This window comes from Streptomyces sp. NPDC002309, from assembly GCF_053593375.1.
The window spans coordinates 165,462-186,714 of record NZ_JBSFCI010000007.1 but is presented as its reverse complement, the minus strand read 5'-3'; the positions used below and the strand labels follow the sequence as shown (position 1 = coordinate 186,714).

The following is a 21,253-nucleotide window of genomic DNA, read 5'->3' as shown; positions in this document are numbered from 1 at the left end:
TACGCTGATGTGACCACCACGTCATGACTCGCGGACCCGGTCGAGGGTAAGTTCGATCATCCGGCTCCGGGGCGACCACCAGCGCCGGCCGGGTGACGTCCCCCGAGCAAGGAGATCCTCACGGTGCCCGTCCGCCGCCTCGTACATCCCCCGCGGCCTCTCGCCGAAGTCGTCCCGTCCGTTCCGGAAGCACGGGACGGTGCTCCCGGGGGCGGCGGGAAGCCGCCGGCTCGGGCAGCGGGCGGCTCGGGACTGAGACTCGACATCCAGGGCCTGCGCGCGGTGGCGGTCACGCTCGTGGTGCTCGGTCACTCGGGGGTGACCTCGGTCGCCGGCGGATTCGTCGGCGTCGACGTCTTCTTCGTGATTTCCGGATTCCTGATCACCTCGCTGATGCTCCGCGAATGGGCCCGCGACGGCCGGATATCCCTGGGCCGCTTCTACGCCCGCCGCGCGCTGCGCCTGCTGCCCGCCTCCACCCTCGTGGTGCTGGCGACACTCGCCGGCTCCTGGCTCTTCCTCGGGCCGCTGCGCTTCGCGGACCACGCCAAGGACGCCATCGCCTCCGCCTGGTACGTCGTCAACTTCCGGCTGGCCGAGGTCGGGACGGACTACTTCAACACGGACGTGCCGCCCTCGCCGTTCCAGCACTTCTGGTCGCTGGCGGTGGAGGAGCAGTTCTATCTCGTCTGGCCCGTCGTCCTGATCGTCGCGCTCAAGCTGTTCCGGCGCCGTGTGCTGCTCGGGATTCCCTTGCTCACGCTGGCCGTCGGCTCCTTCGCGCTGAGCCTCCACCTCACCGAGGCCTCGCCGTCCTGGGCTTACTTCGGTTCGCACGCGCGGATCTGGGAGCTCGCGGTGGGTGCCCTGCTGGCCCTCGTGGCACACCGCCTGGACGACATTCCCCGCCCCGTCGCGGTCGTCCTCAGCTGGGGAGGTCTCGCCGCCATCGCCTACGCGGCGGTCTCCTTCGACGAGAGCACCCCCTTCCCCGGACACCACGCCTTGATCCCGGTCTTCGGTGCCGCCGCCGTCCTCGCCGGTGGCGCCGCCGCCGGGCGCCGGGGCGCCGGGGCGGTCCTCTCCCTGCGTCCAGCCGTCTGGATCGGTGGGATCTCCTACGCCTGGTACCTCTGGCACTGGCCGCTCATCATCATCGTCCCGGCCGCGCTCGGGTTCGGCGAGCACGAGGGACCGCTGCGCCTCATCGCGGCGCTCGGCGGCATCGTCCTCGCCTGGGGCACCCTCCACCTCGTCGAGAACCCGATGCGCTTCCACCGCGCCTTCAAGGCCCGGGCCGGCCGGGGCCTCTCACTCGGTCTCGGCCTGTCGGCCACGGCGGCCGCGGTAGCGCTGCTCGCCGCGCAGTTCCCGCCGGCTCTGAGCGAGGGCGGTGCCCGGCCGGACACCAGGCAGACCATCGCCACCGCGTCCGACCCGAACGCCGCGCTGACCGAACTGCTGCGGCAGCCGGTGGAGCAGCTCCCGTCCAACCTCACGCCGAGCATGCGCAAGACGGCCTACGAGCGGTCCGCGGTCTACACCGACGGCTGTGCGCTGACCATGACCGGGACGGTGCAGACGCAGCCCTGCCTGTACGGCGACAAGGACGGCGAACGCACCGTGGTGCTGTTCGGCGACTCGCACGTCGCGCAGTGGTTCCCCGCGCTCGACGCGATCGCCCGCAAGCACCACTGGAAGCTGTACTCGCTCACCAAGAACGCCTGCAAGGTCTCCCAGATCACCATCGAGTGGAACGGCGGTCCCTACTCGACCTGTGACGACTGGCGGGCGGTCACCATCGAGAAGATCCGCGAGATGAAGCCGGAACTCGTCATCACGTCGAGCTCCAACTCGGCCAAGCTGTACGGCGAGGGCGACATGGCCGAGGTCTGGGGCAAGGGCCAGGCCGAGACGTACCGGATGCTCCAGGAGGGCGGCACCCGGGTGCTGACCGTGCTGGACAACCCCTGGCCGAAGAACAACGCGGTGGACTGCGCGGTGGCGCACCCGGACTCCCTGAGCGACTGCGCCCGGCACCGCTCCGAGGCCGACCGCAAGCCCGAGGTCACCCAGGCCATCCGGGAGGCGGCCGCCGCCGAGGACGTGACGGTCCTCGACCCCTACGACTGGATCTGCGCCCCGTCCGGCACCTGCCCGACCGTGGTCGGCAACACCATGGTCTACCGCGACTTCGGGCACCTGGCGGACGCCTACGTCGAGGCGCTCACCCCGGTGGTGGAGGACCGTCTTCTGGAGCTCTACGGCGAGGACCTGAGCCGCCGCCCGGGTGCGTGACACTCGGGCCCGTGCTGGAACCTCCGCCCGGCTGCCGAGTCCGCTGTCCCTGCCCCAGGCCCACCACCGTGACCGGTCCGGGGCACGGGCGGGGGCTGCACGCTGGGCGCGGGCGCCGAGCCGCCGCCGCTGCTCGACGACGAAGAGGCCGTCGCGGTCGCCGTCGGACTGCGCACGGCCGCCGGGCGGGGCGTCGAGGACATCGGCGAGACCTCCGTGCGCGCGTTCGCCGAGGTGGAGCAGGTGCTGCCGGAACGGCTGCGCCGCAGGGGCGGTGCGCTCAACGCCTTCACCGTGCCGATGCTCAGGGGCTCACGGGCGGTCGTCGACCCGGCCGTGCTGAGCGAGTTCGCGGGACTGTGCCGGGACGCCGAACGGCCGCGTCCCGCGTACCTGGACCACGACGGCACCGCCCCCCGCCGCACCGTGGAAACGCGTCGCCCTCACGGCCGCCCGGGGCCGTCTGAGCCGGGCTCTGGAGCGCCGGGCTCCGGAAGGGCATGACGCTCCGCGTACTCCGGATGGTGCAGGTCGAACGCCGGCGAGTCGGAGCGGATCCTCGGCAGTGCCGTGAAGTTGTGCCGCGGCGGCGGGCAGGAGGTCGTCCACTCCAGGGAGCGGCCGTAGCCCCAGGGGTCGTCGACCTCGACCTTCGTGCCGTACCTCGCCGTCTTCCAGACGTTGTGGAGGAACGGCAGCGTCGACAGGCCGAGCAGGAACGCGCCGATCGTCGAGAGGGTGTTCAGGGCGGTGAAACCGTCCGTGGCCAGGTAGTCCGCGTAGCGGCGGGGCATACCCTCGGCGCCCAGCCAGTGCTGCACCAGGAACGTGGTGTGGAAGCCGACGAACAACGTCCAGAAATGGATCCTGCCGAGCCGTTCGTCGAGCATCCTCCCCGTGAACTTGGGCCACCAGAAGTAGAAGCCCGCGAAGATCGCGAAGACGACGGTGCCGAACACCACGTAGTGGAAGTGCGCGACGACGAAGTACGAGTCCGTGACATGGAAGTCCAGCGGCGGAGACGCCAGGATCACCCCGGTCAGCCCGCCGAACAGGAACGTCACCAGGAAGCCGACCGACCACAGCATCGGCGTCTCGAAGGACAGCGAGCCGCCCAGCATGGTCCCGGTCCAGTTGAAGAACTTCACCCCGGTCGGCACCGCGATCAGGAAGCTCATGAAGGAGAAGAACGGCAGCAGCACCGCGCCGGTCGCGAACATATGGTGCGCCCACACCACCACCGACAGACCGGTGATGGCCATCGTCGCCCCGACCAGCGCCGCGTAACCGAAGACCGGCTTCCGGCTGAAGACCGGGATGATCTCCGTGACGATGCCGAAGAACGGCAGCGCGATGATGTAGACCTCGGGGTGCCCGAAGAACCAGAACAGGTGCTGCCACAGCAGCGCCCCGCCGCTCGCCGCGTCGAAGACCTGGCTGCCGAACCGCCGGTCCGCCTCCAGCACCAGCAGGGACGCCGCGAGCACCGGGAACGCCAGCAGGATCAGGATCGACGTGAACAGCGTGTTCCAGGTGAAGATCGACATCCGGAACATGGTCATGCCGGGGGCGCGCATCACGATGATCGTGGTGATGAAGTTGACCGCGCCGAGGATCGTGCCGAACCCGGACAGCGCCAGCCCCATGATCCACAGGTCGGCCCCGACGCCGGGTGAGCGTTCCAGGCTGTTGAGCGGCGCGTAGGCGAACCAGCCGAAGGAGGCCGGTCCGCCGGGCACGAGCAGCGAGCCCAGCACGATCAGCCCACCGAACAGGAACAGCCAGTACGAGAGCATGTTCAGCCGGGGGAACGCCACGTCGGGCGCGCCGATCTGCAGCGGCATCAGCTCGTTGGCGAAGCCCGCGAAGCTCGGCGTCGCGAACAGCAGGAGCATGATCGTGCCGTGCATCGTGAAGAGCTGGTTGAACTCGTCGTTGCTCACGATCTGCAGTCCCGGCCGGGCCAGCTCGGCGCGCATCACCAGCGCCATCGCCCCGGCGACCAGGAAGAACGCGAACGACGTGATCAGGTAGAGGTGACCGATCTTCTTGTGGTCGGTGGTGGTCAGCCAGTCGACGACCACCCGGCCGGGTCGCCGGGCCGGTCGGGGGCCTTCTGTCGCCGGTACGGTCTGCGTCCGCATGCTGTGCTCGCCCCTTCGCCCCTTCGCCCCTTCGCCCCTTCGCCCCTTCGCGTCCCGGGCCGGCCGGGTCCGCGCCGCGGGGATCCTGTGCGGAATGCGTGTGTTTCCTGTGTCGTTCCGTCGTCTCGCGGACCGGGACCGAACCGGAATGAAAAGGCGCTCGCCGGACCGTCAGGGGGCAGTCATCCGCGAGCTTTCCGCCGACAATTCGGAGTGCCGTGCCGACACGCGGGAATTGCGTTCGAATACGTGCGTAAGGCGTACGGAACCGCCCGTCCGTGTGAGGAAGGCGTACGGAAACGCATGTCGTGAGGCTGTGACAGAAGTGTGACCGGAGGGGGATCAGTGACGGACGGTGCACGGCTCGCACTTCCACTTCCCCGCCCGCCGCGCAGCGCCTAGCGTGACGGCATGGCACCGTTCTCGACATCCGAACCCGATGACGACCCCGAGACCTACGTCGGCCTCGCCCAGGCCGACGCGGAGCAGCGCGCGCGTGGGCACGGCTGGACCTCGGTGCGCTCGCTGCCGCCCGGGGCGATCATCACCATGGAGTACCGGGTGGGCCGGCTGAACTTCGAGGTGAGGGACGGCAGCGTGGCACGGGCCTGGAAGGGCTGACCAGGACGACCGCGAACGGGGTGAGGGCCCCGGTCCCCCGAGCGGGGGACCGGGGCCCTCACCCCGTGTCGTCCGTGCCTGTCAGACGCCCGTGGCGCCGCCGGTGAGCGGGCGTGCCGCCGGTGTCGAGCCGCGTGTGACGCGCTCGGGATGCGGCGGACGCCGGCTGCCCGCGGGCTTGACCGGCGTGCGCTCCGCGCGGGTGGTGTGCGCGACCGGCGTCCGGAAGAGCGACGCGCGGGGGGCGTGGGCCGTGGCCTGGGAGACCGTCTCGCGCGACGGGGCCTCCTCCTCGGCGGCCGTGAGCGGGCCGACCGCGACCGGTGCCGCGGCGGGGACGGGCGCGGGCTGCGGCGCCGTCCGGCGCGCTCCCGTGAGCAGGCGGCCGCGCACCTCCAGCAGCCATGCCTCGGCGCGGGCGATCGGCGGCTCGAACCACGGCAGCCCCAGCAGGATCAGCAGACCCGCGGCCCAGCCCAGCAGCACATCGCTGAGCCAGTGCGTACCGAGGTAGACGGTGGTCAGGCCGACACTGAGCGAGAGCACGGCCGACAGCGCGGACAGCCAGCGCCGGGCCCGCGGCGAGGTGGCGAGGTAGGCGAGGATGCCCCAGGTCACCACGGCGTTCGCGGTGTGACCCGAGGGAAATATGTCACTGCCGGCTTGGAACCAGTGCCACATCTCGTTGGAGCCGACCTCGGTCGCGTAGTGCGGGCCCGAGCGGCCCAGGCCGTACTTCACGGCGCCGACCGTCACGTTCAGCAGCAGCAGCGCCGCACCGAAGGCCAGCAGCGGCCGTACGGTGTGCTGCCGCCAGGAGCGCCAGCCCAGCCAGGCGGCGACCATCACGGCGGTCGGGCCGCGCTGGCCGAGGACCACCCAGTAGTCGAGGAACGCGTGGATCTCGGACCACTGCTGGTACGGCCGGAAGAGCATCGCCTGCCAGTCGAACCGGACCAGCCACGAGGTGGTCACCACGGCCAGGACGATCGTGAGGTAGAAGGCGAGCGTCGCGCCGAAGAGCACCACCCGGTGCCGCGTCATGCGCGGCACGTCGAGGGCCGGCCGCTCGGGTTCACGGTCCAGCCGGGCGAAGATCCGGTCGAGCCGGGTCAGCTTTGGTTCGGTACGCACCCAATCGACGTTACAGCGAGTGAGCTCTGATCCCCGACGAATCACCGGGGTTGTAATGACGATGTGATGTGTCATTGCCCTCAGGAACGGGTTTATCTCCAAGGAATCCGGCAATACGCAGGTCTCGTTCCCTTCATTTCCTTTGATCATTCCAGTGGGGTTGTTTTAGGCCGCTTGTGTAATCGTTCACCCGAACATCCGAAGGAATTCGCCATGCGCTCACCGAACGTCCGCGGCGGCTCACGGCGGACCGGAACCGTTCAGCCAGAACGCGCCGTACACCGCGGAGGCGACCGCGACGGCGCCGACCACCGTTGCCGAGGTGGCACCGCGCCGCCGGGCCAGGGCGAGGGCGAGGGGCAGCAGCAGGGGGAACGCCGGGAGGAGCAGGCGCGGTTTCGAACCGAAGTAGCTCGACGCGCACAGGGCCAGGGCGGTGACGACCCCCGCGTAGACCAGGAGCGGCAGCGGCTGGCGCTGGCGGACGCAGACGACGTACAGCCCGATCACCAGGGCCACCCCGGTGACCAGCCCCAGGCCGGCCAGGGCCGAGGGGAACGACGTGAACTTCTCGGCGACGAAGCGGGCGAACGCGTATCCGCCGTCGAAGCCGTTGCGCCAGCCCGCCTGGACGTCGAGATAGCCGAGCGGTCCGGAGCCGGTGCGGTGGCCGACCCAGAGGACGTACCCGGCGGCGCCGAGGGGCGCGAGGAACATGCCGAGGGCGCGTCGCCAGGCCGGTGCGCCGTCCTGGGGCCGTCGGCGGGTAGGGGAGGGGGCGTGTGCGTCGAGGTGCGCGCCTGGTTCGTGAACTGTGCTCCGGTGGTGCGCGGATGGAGCAGTGCCGGCCCGCTCCCGGAGGAAGGCGGCGATGCCGGCCGCCCAGACCGCCGCCACCACCGCGAGACCCACCGGCCGGGTCAGACCCGCCAGCAGGGCCAGGCCGCCCGCGGTGAGCCAGCGGCCGGTGAGGACCGCGTACAGCGACCAGGCGGCGAGCGCGGTGAACAGCGACTCGCTGTACGCCATCGACTGCACGATCCCGACCGGCAGCACCGCCCACAGCAGCACCGCGTAGGCGCCCGCCCGTCGCCCGTGGACATGGGCGGCCACCGCGAAGATCCCCCACGCCGCGGCGAGCGAGGCGAGCAGGCCGACGACGAAGCCGGCGCCGGCGTACGACAGCGGGGTCGTCGCGTGCAGCAGCCGCTCCAGCCAGGGTAGCAGCGGGAAGAAGGCGAGGTTGGAGTGCACGTCGCCGTTGGGCAGCCGCACCTCGTAGCCGTACCCCAGCTCGGCGACCCGGGTGTACCAGAGGGAGTCCCAGCGGGCGGTCAGCAGGGTGAACGCGCTCTTGTCGCGCGCGGCACTCCAGACGGCGAGCACCAGCAGGCCCAGGGCGCGGACGGCCGCGTACCCGAGCAGGGCCGGGCCCGCTCCCATGAGTCTCCGGGGTGCCACGCGTGTCTCGAGATCGGTCACGGGCCCGATTATCGACGGCGCCCGCAACCGGTCCGACGGCCCTCGCGTGCTGGAGGGGAAGGGCAGTGGCGCACGCCACATCGTTACGCCAGATGTATGAGAGGTCCGCCACCCGACCTGGGCGGGAACTCGCGTACGCTGACGCTTCACTCGCCCTTCGTTGCGCGGGCCGGAGACCACCGCTCCTCTCCGGCCGAGTCGCGGGAGGTCCCCCGCCCCCGTGAGCCCGCCGAGCGCGAGGAAACATCTGGGAGGTACGTACATGTCCGGGACGACCACGGCTGCCGTCGGGCTGCGCCGTCGGGCGGCCGGGGCCGGTGCCAACCGCTGGGTCGTCCTCGTGGTCCTCTGCACCAGTCTGCTGCTGGTCGCGGTCGACGCGACCGTGCTGCACGTCGCGGTGCCCGCCGTCACCGAGGACCTCCGGCCCAGCGCGACAGAGCTGCTCTGGATCGTCGACACCTACCCGCTGGTCTGCGCCTCGCTGCTGATCCTCTTCGGCACCCTCGGGGACCGGGTGGGCCGCAGACGGATCCTGCTGCTCGGATACGCCCTGTTCGGTGTCGCCTCCGCGATGGCGGCCGTCGCCCAGGACCCGCAACTGCTGATCCTCGCCCGGGCGCTGCTCGGCGTCGGCGGCGCGATGATCATGCCCGCCACGCTGTCGATCCTGCGGCAGGTCTTCCCCGGGCGGCGCGAACGGGCGCTCGCCATCGGTATCTGGAGCGCGGTGGCCGCCGTCGGCGCGGCGGTCGGGCCGCTGCTCGGCGGCTTTCTCCTGGAGCACTTCTGGTGGGGGTCGGTCTTCCTCGTCAACATCCCGCTGATGCTGGTCAGCCTGCCGGTGGGACGGCTTCTGCTGCCCGAGTCGACGGGCAGCGGCGACGGGCCCTGGGACGTGGGCGGCGCGCTGATGGCGGCGGCCGGTCTGTTCGGCGTGGTGTTCGGCGTCAAGCGGCTGGGTGGCCAGGAGCCGGCCGCCGGCCTGCTCACCGTGGTGCCGCTGCTCGTGGGCGCGGCGCTTCTCGTGCTGTTCGTACGGCGACAGCGGCGCCGCAAGCATCCGCTGGTGGACCTGCGGATGTTCGCGCGGCCGGCGTTCAGCACGTCGGTCGGGTGCATCGTGCTGGCGATGCTCGCCCTGGTGGGGCTGGAGCTGATCGCCGCTCAGTATCTGCAGCTCGTGCTCGGGCTGTCGCCGCTGGAGACGGGGCTGAGGCTGCTGCCGCTGACCGTGGCGGCGATGGCGGCGGGACTCTTCGGGGCGCGGATGCTGCGGCGGTTCGGGCCGCGGCTGATGGTCTGCGCCGGGTTCTGCCTGACCGCGGCGGCGGTCGTGCTGCTGACCGCGATGGGGCACGAGGACCGGCCCCCGCTGCTGCTGGCCGGCTTCGTGCTGCTGGGATTCGGGCTGGAGACGACGCTGTTCGGGGCGTACGAGTCCATGCTGAGCGAGGCCCCCGCGGAGCAGGCGGGCGGTGCGGCGGCGATAGGGGAGACGTCGTACCAACTGGGGGCGGGAATCGGGATCGCGCTGCTCGGTACGGTGATGAACGCGGCCTACACGCCCGGGTTGTCCTCCGTGCCCGGCGTTCCGGCGACGGCGTCGGCCGCGGCGGGGCGTTCCCTGGGCGAGGCGTACGACGTCGCCGAGGAGCTCGGCGGCTCGGCCGGACTGGCGCTGCGGCGGGCGGCCCGCGAGAGCTTCGTGCACGGACTGCATGTGACGCTGCTGGTGAGCGCGGGGTTGCTGTTCCTCGGGGCCGTGATGGCGCTGCGGTTGCCCCGGGTGATGCACTGCGAGGCCGATGTCGCCGTCGATGTGCCGTCGCCCCGTGCCGACATCGGGGCCCCCGCCCATGCTCCCCCTGTGCGGGTCCGCTGAGGGAGGGACGTCGCCCGCGCGGATCATCGCCGGCGGCGGCCCGCGGGTGGTTGCTCCGGGACTCCCCGCGTCGTAACGTCACCCCCAGTCCGTGACTAGCGCTGCTAGTTTGAGCTGCCCGGAGGATGCCCGTGTCCCCGAAACCGCCCGCCTTCGACCCGTCGGACCCGCTCGGGATCGACGATCTGCTGGAGCCCGAGGACCTGGCCGTCCGGGACACCGTGCGCCACTGGGCCGCGGATCGTGTGCTGCCCTTCGTCGCCGAGTGGTACGAGGCGGGCGAGCTGCCCGGGATCAGGGAACTGGCCAAGGAGCTCGGCGGGATCGGCGCCCTCGGCATGTCGCTCAGCGGGTACGGGTGCGCGGGCGCCAGCGCGGTGCAGTACGGCCTCGCCTGTCTGGAGCTGGAGGCCGCCGACTCCGGGATCCGGTCGCTGGTGTCGGTGCAGGGCTCGCTCGCCATGTACGCCCTCCACCGGTTCGGCTCCGAGGAGCAGAAGCAGCGCTGGCTGCCGGACATGGCCTCCGGTGACGTCATCGGGTGCTTCGGGCTGACCGAGCCCGACCACGGGTCCGACCCGGCGTCCATGCGCACGTACGCCAAGCGCGACGGCGGCGACTGGGTGCTCGACGGGCGCAAGATGTGGATCACCAACGGGTCCGTCGCCGGGGTGGCCGTGGTGTGGGCGCAGACCGACGACGGGATCCGCGGGTTCGTGGTGCCCACGGACGCCCCCGGCTTCTCGGCGCCCGAGATCAAGCACAAGTGGTCGCTGCGGGCGAGCGTGACGAGCGAACTGGTCCTCGACGACGTGCGGTTGCCCGCGGATGCCGTACTGCCGGAGGTGTCCGGACTGCGGGGACCGCTCAGCTGTCTGTCCCACGCGCGCTACGGCATCGTCTGGGGAGCGATGGGCGCGGCGCGGGCCAGTTTCGAGGCCGCCGTCGCGTACGCGAAGACGAGGGAGCAGTTCGGGCGGCCCATCGGCGGGTTCCAGCTCACCCAGGCCAAGCTCGCCGACATGGCGGTCGAGCTGCACAAGGGGATTCTGCTCGCCCATCATCTGGGGCGGCGGATGGACGCGGGGCGGCTGCGGCCGGAGCAGGTCAGCTTCGGCAAGCTCAACAACGTGCGGGAGGCCATCGAGATCTGCCGGACGGCCCGGACGATCCTCGGTGCCAACGGGATCTCCCTGGAGTACCCGGTGATGCGGCACGCGACCAATCTGGAGTCGGTGCTCACCTACGAGGGCACCGTCGAGATGCACCAGCTCGTACTGGGCAAGGCGCTCACCGGACTGGATGCCTTCCGCTAGCCCCCGTCGGGGCGGCTCCGGTGAGCGGCCCTGCCTCAGCTCTGGTTGAAGAACCCGTCCGTCCGGTGGGCGGAGGGGTCCCCGTTGACGATCTCCGTGTCGGAGGGGGTCAGCAGGAACACGCGGTTGGACACGCGGTCGATCGATCCACGCAGCCCGAAGATCAGGCCGGCCGCGAAGTCCACCACGCGCTTGGCGTCGGCGGCTTCCATCGCCGTCAGGTTCATGATGACCGGCACGCCGTCCCGGAACAGCTCGCCGATGGCACGGGCGTCCCGGAAGCCGTCCGGGGTCACCGTCGCGATCCGGCGCTCCTTCTGCTCGGCCGTGTCCGCGGCCACCTTCACCCGCGGGTCCGTGACCCAGGCGTCGCCGGACTCGGTCCCCTCGGGGTACTCGTCGTCGTAGTACCGCTCGTCATCGTTGTCGTCGACGAGGCCGAGCCACGCACTCGCCTTGCGCACCGATCCCATGGACGCCTCCTCTCACAGCAATCCTTCTCGCTTTCCGCATCCCTATCGTCATCCATGATGCGGACGGCGCGCCAAGTGGATAGACGCCGCACGGGGGGTTTGTGACGGTACTGGTGCACGGCGGATCCGTCGAGAGCCCGGATACCCCAAGGGTGTTGCCATACACAGCTGCTGACTGTGAGTGAAATATGATTCTTACCGGCGTACGGGTGAGCGCCGGGGCGTACGGGTGAACCGGAGCGATCGAACCGATGTGAAAATCGGCCGATACGAAGAAGTGCTCGATCTCGATACGATGCCGCCGCTCAACATCGCGCGTACCACGGGGGATCACCATGTTCGGAATCGTCAGACCGTGCCGGCACCGGCTGGGAGAGCGGCTCAAGACCGAGTGGATGGCGCATTTGTGCGGACTGTGTCTCGCGCTGCGCAGCGACCACGGGCAGTTCGCACGCGTGGTGACCAATTACGACGGGTTGCTGGTCTCCGTTCTGACGGAGGCTCAGGCGCTCGCGCCGGACGGCGGGAAGCTGCGGCGTACGGCCGGGCCGTGCCCGTTGCGCGGGATGCGGAGCGCGTCCGTCGCCCAGGGCGAGGGGGCTCGGCTGGCGGCCGCCGTCTCGCTGGTGCTCGCCTCGGCCAAGGTGCGTGACCACGTGGCCGACGGGGACGGGCTGCTGGCCCGGGCGCCCGTGGCGCTCGCCGCGCGCCGGGTCGCGGACCGGTGGGGGCGTGCCGGGGCCCGGGGCGGGGCCGGAGTCGGCTTCGACACCGCGGTGCTGGTCGACGCCGTGGACAGGCAGGCCGGCATCGAGGCGCTCGCCGGACTCGGGACGCCGATCCTGGCGGTCACCGAACCGACGGAGACCGCTACGGCCGCCGCCTTCGCGCACACCGCCGTTCTGGCCGGGCGTCCGGGCAACGCCGAGCCGCTCGCGGAGGCCGGGCGGCTCTTCGGGCGGCTGGCGCATCTGCTGGACGCCGTGGAGGACCGGGAAACTGACGCCGCGTCGGGTGCCTGGAACCCGCTCGCCGCGACGGGCACCTCGCTCACCGAGGCCCGCCGGCTCGCCGGTGACGCCGTGCACGGTATCCGGCTCGCGCTGCGCGAGGTCGAGTTCTCCGACGGGCGGCTGGCGCACCGGCTGCTCGTGCACGAACTGCCCGCCTCGGTCGACCGCGCCTTCGGCACCGCCTCGTGCGGGCACGGGCCCGAACTGGCCGGTCCCTACGGTCCGCCGCCGGGTAATCCCTACGGTCCGCCCGGCGGGCCCGGCGCTCCGTTGCCGCCCGGGCCGCCGCGCCGCGACCGGCGAGGGCTGCTCGCGGGATGCCTCGTCTGGGCGGGCCTCGCGTGTACGTGCCAGATGTGCTGCGGCGAGTACGAGGACCCGTGGACGCGGGAGCCCAAGGAGGGCTTCTGCAATCGGTGTGACGACTGCTCCGACTGCTGTGAGTGCTGCGACTGCTGCAACGGCTGCGGGAAGTGCTGCGACGGCTGCGGCTGCGACTGCAACTGCTGACCCCGGAAACGGTGTCCGGGCCCACCGGCCCGGTCGGCGGGTACGGCCGTCCGTCGGCGCGTACGGCCACCCGTCGGTGTGTACGGCCACCACGGGAGCGCACGGCCTCCGGCCCGAAGGCTGTCCGGAGTTGCGACGGCCGTCCGGAGTTGCGACGGCCGTCCGGAGTTGCGACGGCTGTCTGGAGTGGCGGCGGGTGTCCGAAGTCGGGGGCGGCTGTCCGGAGTGGCGGCGGGTGTCCGAAGTCGGGGGCGGGTGTCCGGAGTGGTGGCGGGTGTCCGGAGTCGGGGGCGGCTGTCCGGAGTCGCGGCGGCCGTCTGGAGTGGCTACGGCATTCGGAAGAGCGGTGAGCATCCGGAGGGGCGACTTCCGGACATCCCCGGTTCCTGGGCGGCCGACGGCCGCGGTCCGGGGGCGTTCGACGAACGAGGTGCGGTCGCCCCGCTCCTCCGTGAAGGGGCCCGGGAGGCCGGTGACTTCACGTCGTGGGTGATGGCCCGCGGCGTCGGCGGCGGGGGAGAAGGCCGGCTGCCGCGTCCGGATCCGGCGGCCGGGCGCGCCCCCGCGCCGGTCGGTGCACGGCGACCGGCTTCCCTCGCGTGCTGCTGCCCCCCGCGCCTTCACCGGCCGCCTCAGCTGCGTGATCCGGTGGTTTCCGGCGGGGGACGGCGGCCCGGTCCTGATCCATCGTTCAATTGTTGACGGCCGAAAGGCGCCCTTGCGCCCGTCGGCCGCGCGGCCGAATACTCCCCCACAGCGCTTGTCAGGGGCACGACGGGTTCGGAATCCGGACGCCGATGCCGCTGGCTGCGCCTCACCGGGCCCCGACCCCACGCGGGCCCCCTACTTCCCATGTGGAGGAACGAAAAGTGAGGATCAAGCGCACGACCCCCCGCAGCGGAACCGCGAGACGGACCCGGCTGATCGCCGTTTCCGCCGGCCTCGTGGCCGCAGCCGCGTTCACGGTCCCCAGCGCGAACGCGTCGGACACGCCCACCACCTTCAGCGCCGCCGAGCTCAAGGGCGTCAGCGGCTCCGTGCTGGAGGCGGACGTCCCGGGCACCGCCTGGGCCGTCGACAGCAAGACCAACCGGGTGATCGTCACCGTCGACAGCACGGTGTCGCAGGCCGAGATAGCCGAGATCGAGCGGCAGGCCGGCGGCGACGCCGGCGCGCTGACGATCAAGCGCACCCCGGGTACGTTCAGCAAGCTCATCCAGGGCGGCGACGCCATCTATGCGAGTAGCTGGCGCTGCTCCCTCGGCTTCAACGTCCGCTCCTCCAGCGGCGCCGAGTACTTCCTGACCGCCGGTCACTGCACCGACGGCGCGGGTACCTGGTACTCCAACTCCGGCCGCACCACGGTCATCGGCTCGACCGCCGGCTCCAGCTTCCCCGGCAACGACTACGGCATCGTGCAGTACACCGGTTCCGTGAGCCGGCCGGGCACCGCCAACGGCGTCGACATCACCCGTGCGGCGACCCCGAGCGTGGGCACCACCGTCATCCGTGACGGCTCCACCACGGGTACGCACAGCGGCCGGGTCACCGCGCTCAACGCGACCGTGAACTACGGCGGCGGCGACATCGTCTCGGGCCTCATCCAGACCACGGTCTGCGCCGAGCCCGGCGACTCCGGCGGCCCGCTCTACGGCAGCAACGGCACCGCGTACGGTCTGACCTCCGGCGGCAGCGGCAACTGCTCCTCCGGCGGTACGACGTTCTTCCAGCCCGTCACGGAGGCGCTGAGCGCCTACGGCGTGAGCGTGTACTGAGCGCCCCGCCGATGACGGGCGCGGGCGGCCGCGCGTCGTCCGTGGCCCGTCGCGCAAGTCCCCGCGCCCCTTAGGGGCATTGGTCGGCCGACCATCGAGTGAGCCCCCGTACGCGACCTCGCGTACGGGGGCTCATGTCTGTCCGGGGCCCGACCGGATCCGGTCCGAGGGGCGAATTCAAGACAGGAGTAGACCTCACGGACCGCATACAGGTTACTCGCACGTAGTGTTTGCAGTGCGAAAAATCCTGCGCTGACCGTGAACGGTCAAGGTGGGGCAAGGGGTGGGGAGCGTACGTCAATTGCCGTACGCGCGTCCTGAAGTCGACCTTGTGTGCTCCCTGTGGGTCTAGGAATAGTGGTCGCCCAGTCCACAGACCTTCTGATCCGTCGCAGCCCCCACAGCCTCGTCGGATCAACCCCCCACAGGAGGACGTGAGTTGAAGCACCGACGCATACCCAAGCGGCGGGCCGCCGTGGCAGGTGCGGGCATCGCCGCACTGGTTGCCGCGGGAGTGACCTTCCAGAGTGCGAACGCCAGCGAGACCCCGGACGCCCCGGAGGTCAGGACGCTGTCGGCCCTCGCGGCCGGAAAGCTCGCCTCGACGCTCGGTCAGGACCTCGGCACCGACGCCGCGGGGACGTACTACGACGCCGAGGCGAAGAGCCTCGTGGTGAACGTGCTCGACGAGACCGCCGCCCAGCTGGTCGAGGAGGCCGGCGCCCAGGCCAGAATCGTCGAGAACTCCCTCGCCGAGCTGAAGAGCGCGCGGACCACCCTCAAGCAGGACGCGACCGTTCCCGGCACCGCCTGGGTGACCGACCCGACCACCAACAAGGTCGTGGTCACCGCCGACCGCACCGTCTCCGCGGCGGAGTGGAAGAAGCTGAGCCAGGTCGTCGAGGAGCTCGGCGGCACGGCCGAACTCCGGCGGACCAAGGGGGAGTACAAGCCCTTCATCGCCGGTGGTGACGCGATCACCGACGGCAGCGGCCGCTGCTCGCTCGGCTTCAACGTGGTCAAGGGCGGCGAGCCGCACTTCCTGACCGCCGGGCACTGCACCGAGTCCATCACCACCTGGTCCGACTCGGCCGGCACGGTCATCGGCGAGAACGCGGACTCCAGCTTCCCGGACAACGACTACGGTCTGGTGAAGTACACCGCCGAGGTCGACCACCCGAGCGAGGTCAACCTCTACGACGGCTCGACGCAGCAGATCTCCGGCGCGGCCGAGGCGACCGTCGGTATGCAGGTCACCCGCAGCGGCTCGACCACGCAGGTGCACTCCGGCGCGGTGACCGGCCTGGACGCCACCGTGAACTACGGCAACGGCGACATCGTCAACGGCCTGATCCAGACCGACGTCTGCGCCGAGCCCGGCGACAGCGGCGGCGCGCTCTTCTCGGGCGACAAGGCGGTCGGCCTCACCTCCGGCGGCAGCGGTGACTGCACCTCCGGCGGCGAGACGTTCTTCCAGCCGGTGACCGAGGCGCTGTCGGCGACCGGTACGCAGATCGGCTGATCCTTCCGCACGGCTCGTGCTTGTGTGAAGTCCCGTCCCGCGCGCGAGGGGCGGGGCTTCCGCATGTGCGGGGCGCGGTGCGTTCGCCGTGGGTGGTGTCTCGTCCGGGATTCCGCGGGCCGCCGTGGGCTTGTCGCGCAGTTCCCCGCGCCCCTTGCCGGCGTGTGGTCCGTCGCGATTCTCCGCTCGGGCCGGTGCCGCAGCGGCTCCTCCCCAGGCCGGCGGGCGGGTCCGACGGCTTCCGGCCCCTGTCATGTCCCCACCGTTCGCCGGAGCGCGTTTCCGCAGGTGGGACAGGCTCGAACGGATGTCGCACAGATGTTCGGAAATTGGTCTATGGTGGGGGTGGGAGAGTTGGGAACTGATGTTCGAGAGCCGGTTCGGGCTCACGAGTGCGGGAGGTGCGTGTGCCGGGTTTCACGCATCTGCACACCGTCTCCGGGTTCTCCCTGCGGTACGGCGCGTCCCATCCGGAGCGGCTGGCCGAGCGCGCCTCCGAGCGGGGCATGGACGCCCTCGCGCTCACCGACCGCGACACGCTCGCCGGCTCCGTCCGCTTCGCCAAGGCCTGCGCGAAGGCGGGCGTCCGTCCGCTGTTCGGGGTGGAGCTGGCGGTGGCGGAACCCGAACCCGAGCCCGCGCGCGTACGGCAGGACCGGCGGCGCCGCGCCCCCGTACGCGGCGGTGCCTTCATCGACGAGTCGACACCGCGCGTCACCTTCCTCGCCCGGGACGGCGCCCACGGCTGGGCCGACCTGTGCAGAATCGTCACTGCGGCGCAGCGGGGCGAGGGCACGCCCCTGCTGCCCTGGGCCGCCAACCACGCCGACGGCCTCACCGTCCTGCTCGGCCCCGACTCCGACGTCGGCCGCGCCCTCGCCGCGGGCCGCCCGGACCGCGCCGCGAGGCTCCTGGTCCCCTGGCGGGAGGTCTACGGCGACGCCCTGCGCCTGGAGGCCGTCTGGCACGGCCGCGAGGGCACCGGCCCCGGTTCCCTGCGCCTGGCCGCCCGTACCGTCGGCTTCGCCGCCGAACAGCGGGTCCGGCCCGTGCTCAGCAACGCCGTCCGGTACGCCGACCCCGGTATGGGTCCGGTCGCCGACGTCCTGGACGCCGCCCGGCGTCTGGTGCCGATCGACCCGGCCAAGGAGCTGGACTCCGGCGAGGCCTGGCTGAAGGACGCGGACGCCATGCTCGGAGTGGCGGAGCGGGTCGTCGAGGCCGCGGGCTTCCGGCGGGACACCGCCCACCGGCTGCTGGAGCAGACGCGGGCGACCGCCGCCGAGTGCCTGGTCGACCCCGAGGACGACCTCGGCATCGGCACCGTCCACTTCCCGGAGCCGCATCTGGTCGGTGCGGGCCGGCGCAGCGCCCAGCGCGTGCTCGCCTCCCGGGCGGCGGCGGGAATGGTGCGGCGCGGCTACGCAGGCCGGCGCGCCTACTGGGAGCGGATGCACGACGAGCTGGACATCATCGCCCACCACGGCTTCGCCTCCTACTTCCTGACCGTCGCCCAGGTCGTCGACGACGTGAAGGACATGGGCATCCGCGTCGCCGCGCGCGGCTCCGGCGCGGGCTCCCTCGTCAACCATCTGCTCGGCATCGCCCATGCCGACCCGGTCGAGCACGGGCTGCTGATGGAGCGCTTCCTGTCCAAGCGGCGCCTGGTGCTGCCCGACATCGACATCGACGTGGAGTCCGCGCGCCGGATCGAGGTCTACCGGGCGATCATCGACCGGTTCGGCACCGAGCGGGTCGCGACGGTCGCGATGCCGGAGACGTACCGCGTCCGCCACGCCGTCCGTGACGTGGGCGCGGCCCTGTCCATGGATCCCGCCGACATCGACCGCATCGCCAAGTCCTTCCCGCACATCCGCGCGCGGGACGCCCGTGCCGCCCTCGACGAGCTGCCCGAGCTCAAACGGCTGGCGGGGGAGAAGGAGCGCCACGGGAGGCTGTGGGAGCTGGTCGAGGCCCTGGACGCCCTCCCGCGCGGGGTCGCGATGCACCCGTGCGGGGTGCTCCTGTCCGACGCCTCCCTGCTCTCCCGTACGCCGGTCATGCCGACCAGCGGCGAGGGGCTGCCCATGTCGCAGTTCGACAAGGACGACGTCGAAAAGCTCGGGCTGCTCAAGCTCGACGTGCTCGGGGTGCGGATGCAGTCGGCGATGGCCCACGCGGTCGCCGAGGTGCGGCGGGCGACGGGGGAGCGGATCGACCTCGACGCGGTCCGCGACGGCGATCCGGCGACGTACGGCCTGATCCGCACCGCCGAGACGCTGGGCTGCTTCCAGATCGAGTCGCCGGGGCAGCGGGATCTGGTCGGGCGGCTGCAGCCGGCCACCTTCCACGATCTGGTCGTCGACATCTCGCTCTTCCGGCCCGGCCCGGTCGCCGCAGACATGGTGCGGCCGTTCATCGAGGCGCGGCACGGGCGGGCGCCGGTCCGTTACCCGCACCCCGATCTGGAGGGGCCGCTGAAGGAGACGTACGGGGTCGTCGTCTTCCACGAGCAGATCATCCATATCGTCGACATCATGACCGGCTGCGGGCGCGACGAGGCGGACCGGGCGCGGCGCGGGCTGTCCGACCCGGAGTCGCAGGGGCGGATCAAGGTGTGGTTCGCCCAGCACGCGACGGTGCGCGGATACGACCCGGAGACGATCCGGCGGACCTGGGAGATCGTCGAGGCGTTCGGCTCGTACGGCTTCTGCAAGGCGCACGCGGTCGCCTTCGCCGTGCCGACCTACCAGTCGGCGTGGCTGAAGGCGCATCACCCCGCCGCCTTCTACGCGGGGCTGCTCACGCACGACCCCGGGATGTATCCCAAGCGGCTGCTGCTGGCGGACGCGCGGCGGCGGGGGGTGCCGATCCTGCCGTTGGACGTGAACAAGTCCGGGGTCGCACACAGGATCGAACTGGTGTCTGAATCAAAGGGGTGGGGACTCCGGCTGGCCCTCTCCGACGTGCACGGCATCAGCGAGGCCGAGGCGGCGCGGGTCGCGGACGGGCAGCCGTACGCCTCCCTCGTGGACTTCTGGGAGCGGGCGCGGCCCAGCCGGCCGCTGGCGCAGCGGCTGGCCCAGGTCGGTGCCCTGGACTCGTTCGGCGCCAACCGCCGTGACCTGCAACTGCATCTGGCCGAGCTGCACCGGGCCGCCCGGAGCCGTGGCGGGGGCGGGGCCCAGCTCCCGCTGCCCGGCGGGCGGCGGACCGCGCCGGCCGGGCTGCCCGACCTGTCCGCGACGGAGCGGCTCAGCGCCGAACTGGGGGTGCTGTCCATGGACGCCTCGCGCAACCTGATGGACGACCACCGCGAGTTCCTCGACGAGCTGGGCGTGATGTCGGCGCGACGGCTGCGCGATGCCCGGCACGGTGAGACGGTGCTGGTCGCCGGTGCCAAGGCGGCCACGCAGACGCCGCCGATCCGGTCCGGCAAGCGGGTCGTCTTCACCACGCTGGACGACGGGACGGGCCTGGTCGACCTCGCCTTCTTCGACGACTCGCACGACGCCTGCGCGTACACCGTCTTCCACTCCTGGCTGCTGCTGGTGCGCGGTGTGGTGCAGCGGCGCGGCCCGCGCAGCGTCAGCGTGGTGGGGGCCGCCGCCTGGAACCTGGCCGAACTGCAGGAGGCGCGCCGGGAGGAGGGGCTGGAGGGTGTCGCGGCCCGGCTCGCGAACACGTCCGGCGGAAACGGAAACGGAAACGGAGACGGAGACGGAGACGGAGACGGAAACGGAAACGGAAATGGAGACGGCGGGGGCCGGCGGAGGGCCGGGGCGGAGGGGGAGGGAGAGCGGGAGGGAGAGGCGGAGACGGAGACGGAGCACCGGAAGGGCGCGGGGGACCGGAAGATCCGCATGTCCACGGGGTACGAGATGCACCCCTGGGCCGATCTGCGCCCCGCGGGCGAGGGGCCCGCGGTGGGAAGGAAGTTGTGGCACCGGAGTCCGGGGAGTGCGGGATGACCATCCTCTGCGTACGTTTCCAGCTGCCGTCGGCGCACGAGGCGGCCCTGCCCGGGTTGCTGGGACTGCTGGAGGAGTTCACACCGGTCGTCGAGGCGTTGCCGCCGGACGGGGCGCTGGCCGATCTGCGGGGCGCCGAACGGTACTTCGGGCGCGGCGCCGTGGAGCTGGCGTCGGTGATCCGGGTGCGGGCGCTCGCCCGTCACGGGGTCGACTGCGCGATCGGCGCCGGGCCCGGACCGATGCTCGCCCGCGTGGCGCTGCGGTACGCCCGGCCCGGGGTGACCTGCGGTGTGCCCGAGGAGCCCGACGCCCTCGCGGAGTTCCTCGCCGACAAGCCCGTCGCCGTACTGCCCGGCGTCGGGACAGCGACCGCCCGCACGCTGTGCGAGTACGGCCTCGACACCCTCGGCCGGGTCGCCGGCGCGCCGCCGTCCACGCTCCAGCGGCTGATCGGCGCGAAGGCGGGCCGGGAACTGCGTGAGAAGGCCGCCGGTATCGACCGCGGCCAGGTCGTGCCGAACGGTGTCTCCCGCTCCCTGGCTGCCGAACGGTCCTTCCCGCGCGACGAACTGGATCCCGGGCGGCACCGCCGCGCGCTGCTGTCGGCCACCGAGGAACTGGGCACCCGGCTGCGCGCCGTGGGGAAGGTCTGCCGCACCCTGACCCTCAGCGTCCGCTACGCCGGCCTTCCTCCCGCTCGAACAGGTTCGCGCGGGAGGACCCCCGACTCGACCACCCGCAACCGCACCCTTCAGGAACCCACCGCGCACTCGCCGGAGCTGGCGCGCGCGGCCTACGGGATGTACGAGGCGCTCGGCCTCCAGCGCGCCCGGGTCCGCGCGATCGCCCTGCGCGCGGAGGGGCTCACGTCCGCCGGACTCTCCTCCCACCAGCTGACCTTCGACCCCGTGGACGAGAAGGTCCGCCGGATCGAGGAGGTCGCGGACCGCGCGCGGGCCAGGTTCGGTCCGCGGGCGGTGACATGGGGGTCGCTGGCGGCGTAGGGCTTCTGCGGTCCGGTCGGCCCGGGACGGGGTGATGAGGGGCGGAGCCGGCTGACGAAGGCCGGCGGGCGGGGTGATCCACCGCGTCCCGCGGTCACCGAG

13 protein-coding genes and 1 pseudogene are annotated in these 21,253 nt (G+C 71.8%); 10 read left to right on the top strand and 4 right to left on the bottom strand.

From position 1 onward, the window contains the following. Nucleotides 1-123: 123 nt before the first annotated feature. On the top strand, nucleotides 124-2,298 hold the full coding sequence (locus ACWCPM_RS08845) for an acyltransferase family protein (RefSeq protein ID WP_450975425.1): 2,175 nt from the start codon (nucleotides 124-126) through the stop codon (nucleotides 2,296-2,298). An 81-nt stretch (nucleotides 2,299-2,379) separates the two neighbouring features. Continuing rightward, nucleotides 2,380-2,739 (top strand): annotated as a pseudogene (locus tag ACWCPM_RS08840) (DNA-binding transcriptional regulator); the annotation flags it as partial. Between the two features lie 2 nt (nucleotides 2,740-2,741). On the opposite strand, the gene ctaD reads toward ACWCPM_RS08840, so the two are convergent. Then, nucleotides 2,742-4,442, bottom strand: coding sequence for an aa3-type cytochrome oxidase subunit I (gene ctaD, locus ACWCPM_RS08835; RefSeq protein WP_450975424.1), 1,701 nt, complete (start codon nucleotides 4,440-4,442; stop codon nucleotides 2,742-2,744). Nucleotides 4,443-4,853: 411 nt separating this feature from the next. Here ctaD and ACWCPM_RS08830 point away from each other — a divergent pair, with 411 nt between their 5' ends. Beyond that, the gene (locus tag ACWCPM_RS08830) at nucleotides 4,854-5,063 is read left to right on the top strand and encodes an I78 family peptidase inhibitor (RefSeq protein WP_450975423.1); all 210 of its coding nucleotides are present in this window, start codon (nucleotides 4,854-4,856) and stop codon (nucleotides 5,061-5,063) included. Between the two features lie 81 nt (nucleotides 5,064-5,144). On the opposite strand, the gene ACWCPM_RS08825 is transcribed toward ACWCPM_RS08830, so the two are convergent. Both ACWCPM_RS08825 and ACWCPM_RS08820 read right to left on the bottom strand, forming a co-directional pair. Continuing rightward, nucleotides 5,145-6,197, bottom strand: coding sequence for a phosphatase PAP2 family protein (locus tag ACWCPM_RS08825; RefSeq protein WP_450975422.1), 1,053 nt, complete (start codon nucleotides 6,195-6,197; stop codon nucleotides 5,145-5,147). 240 nt (nucleotides 6,198-6,437) lie between these two features. Continuing rightward, on the bottom strand, nucleotides 6,438-7,679 hold the full coding sequence (locus tag ACWCPM_RS08820) for a mannosyltransferase family protein (RefSeq protein WP_450975421.1): 1,242 nt from the start codon (nucleotides 7,677-7,679) through the stop codon (nucleotides 6,438-6,440). Nucleotides 7,680-7,941: 262 nt separating this feature from the next. Here ACWCPM_RS08820 and ACWCPM_RS08815 point away from each other — a divergent pair, with 262 nt between their 5' ends. Beyond that, nucleotides 7,942-9,564 (top strand): MFS transporter, encoded by a 1,623-nt coding sequence (locus ACWCPM_RS08815; RefSeq protein ID WP_450975420.1) that lies wholly within the window; start codon nucleotides 7,942-7,944, stop codon nucleotides 9,562-9,564. A 125-nt stretch (nucleotides 9,565-9,689) separates the two neighbouring features. Further along, entirely contained in the window at nucleotides 9,690-10,880 is a 1,191-nt protein-coding gene (locus tag ACWCPM_RS08810) for an acyl-CoA dehydrogenase family protein (RefSeq protein ID WP_450975419.1), read from the top strand. 35 nt (nucleotides 10,881-10,915) lie between these two features. Here the strand turns inward: ACWCPM_RS08810 and ACWCPM_RS08805 are convergent, their stop codons facing one another. Then, a complete protein-coding gene (locus ACWCPM_RS08805; protein WP_450975418.1) occupies nucleotides 10,916-11,353 on the bottom strand; it encodes a cell division protein SepF in 438 nt (145 codons plus the stop codon). Nucleotides 11,354-11,688: 335 nt separating this feature from the next. On the opposite strand from ACWCPM_RS08805, the gene ACWCPM_RS08800 reads away from it, so the two are divergent. The 5 genes from ACWCPM_RS08800 (at nucleotide 11,689) to ACWCPM_RS08780 (ending at nucleotide 21,151) form a co-directional block, all read left to right on the top strand. Next, entirely contained in the window at nucleotides 11,689-12,876 is a 1,188-nt protein-coding gene (locus ACWCPM_RS08800) for a DUF5685 family protein (protein WP_450975417.1), read from the top strand. An 869-nt stretch (nucleotides 12,877-13,745) separates the two neighbouring features. Continuing rightward, entirely contained in the window at nucleotides 13,746-14,651 is a 906-nt protein-coding gene (locus tag ACWCPM_RS08795) for a S1 family peptidase (protein WP_450975416.1), read from the top strand. Between the two features lie 439 nt (nucleotides 14,652-15,090). Continuing rightward, nucleotides 15,091-16,173 (top strand): S1 family peptidase, encoded by a 1,083-nt coding sequence (locus ACWCPM_RS08790; protein WP_450975415.1) that lies wholly within the window; start codon nucleotides 15,091-15,093, stop codon nucleotides 16,171-16,173. Nucleotides 16,174-16,580: 407 nt separating this feature from the next. Next, complete coding sequence (locus ACWCPM_RS08785) at nucleotides 16,581-20,144, top strand: DNA polymerase III subunit alpha (RefSeq protein ID WP_450975414.1); 3,564 nt, start codon at nucleotides 16,581-16,583, stop codon at nucleotides 20,142-20,144. Continuing rightward, nucleotides 20,141-21,151, top strand: a complete 1,011-nt coding sequence (locus tag ACWCPM_RS08780) for a DNA polymerase Y family protein (protein ID WP_450975413.1) — start codon at nucleotides 20,141-20,143, stop codon at nucleotides 21,149-21,151. Before ACWCPM_RS08785 ends, ACWCPM_RS08780 begins: the two co-directional genes overlap by 4 nt. Nucleotides 21,152-21,253: the final 102 nt, after the last annotated feature.

What these genes read in the sequence shown, in the direction of transcription:
- ctaD (WP_450975424.1), bottom strand. Translation starts at nt 4,442, where the DNA reads ATGCGGACGCAGACCGTACCGGCGACAGAAGGCCCCCGACCGGCCCGG.
- ACWCPM_RS08800 (WP_450975417.1), top strand. Translation starts at nt 11,689, where the DNA reads ATGTTCGGAATCGTCAGACCGTGCCGGCACCGGCTGGGAGAGCGGCTC.
- ACWCPM_RS08810 (WP_450975419.1), top strand. Translation starts at nt 9,690, where the DNA reads ATGCCCGTGTCCCCGAAACCGCCCGCCTTCGACCCGTCGGACCCGCTC.
- ACWCPM_RS08815 (WP_450975420.1), top strand. Translation starts at nt 7,942, where the DNA reads ATGTCCGGGACGACCACGGCTGCCGTCGGGCTGCGCCGTCGGGCGGCC.
- ACWCPM_RS08830 (WP_450975423.1), top strand. Translation starts at nt 4,854, where the DNA reads ATGGCACCGTTCTCGACATCCGAACCCGATGACGACCCCGAGACCTAC.
- ACWCPM_RS08805 (WP_450975418.1), bottom strand. Translation starts at nt 11,353, where the DNA reads ATGGGATCGGTGCGCAAGGCGAGTGCGTGGCTCGGCCTCGTCGACGAC.
- ACWCPM_RS08780 (WP_450975413.1), top strand. Translation starts at nt 20,141, where the DNA reads ATGACCATCCTCTGCGTACGTTTCCAGCTGCCGTCGGCGCACGAGGCG.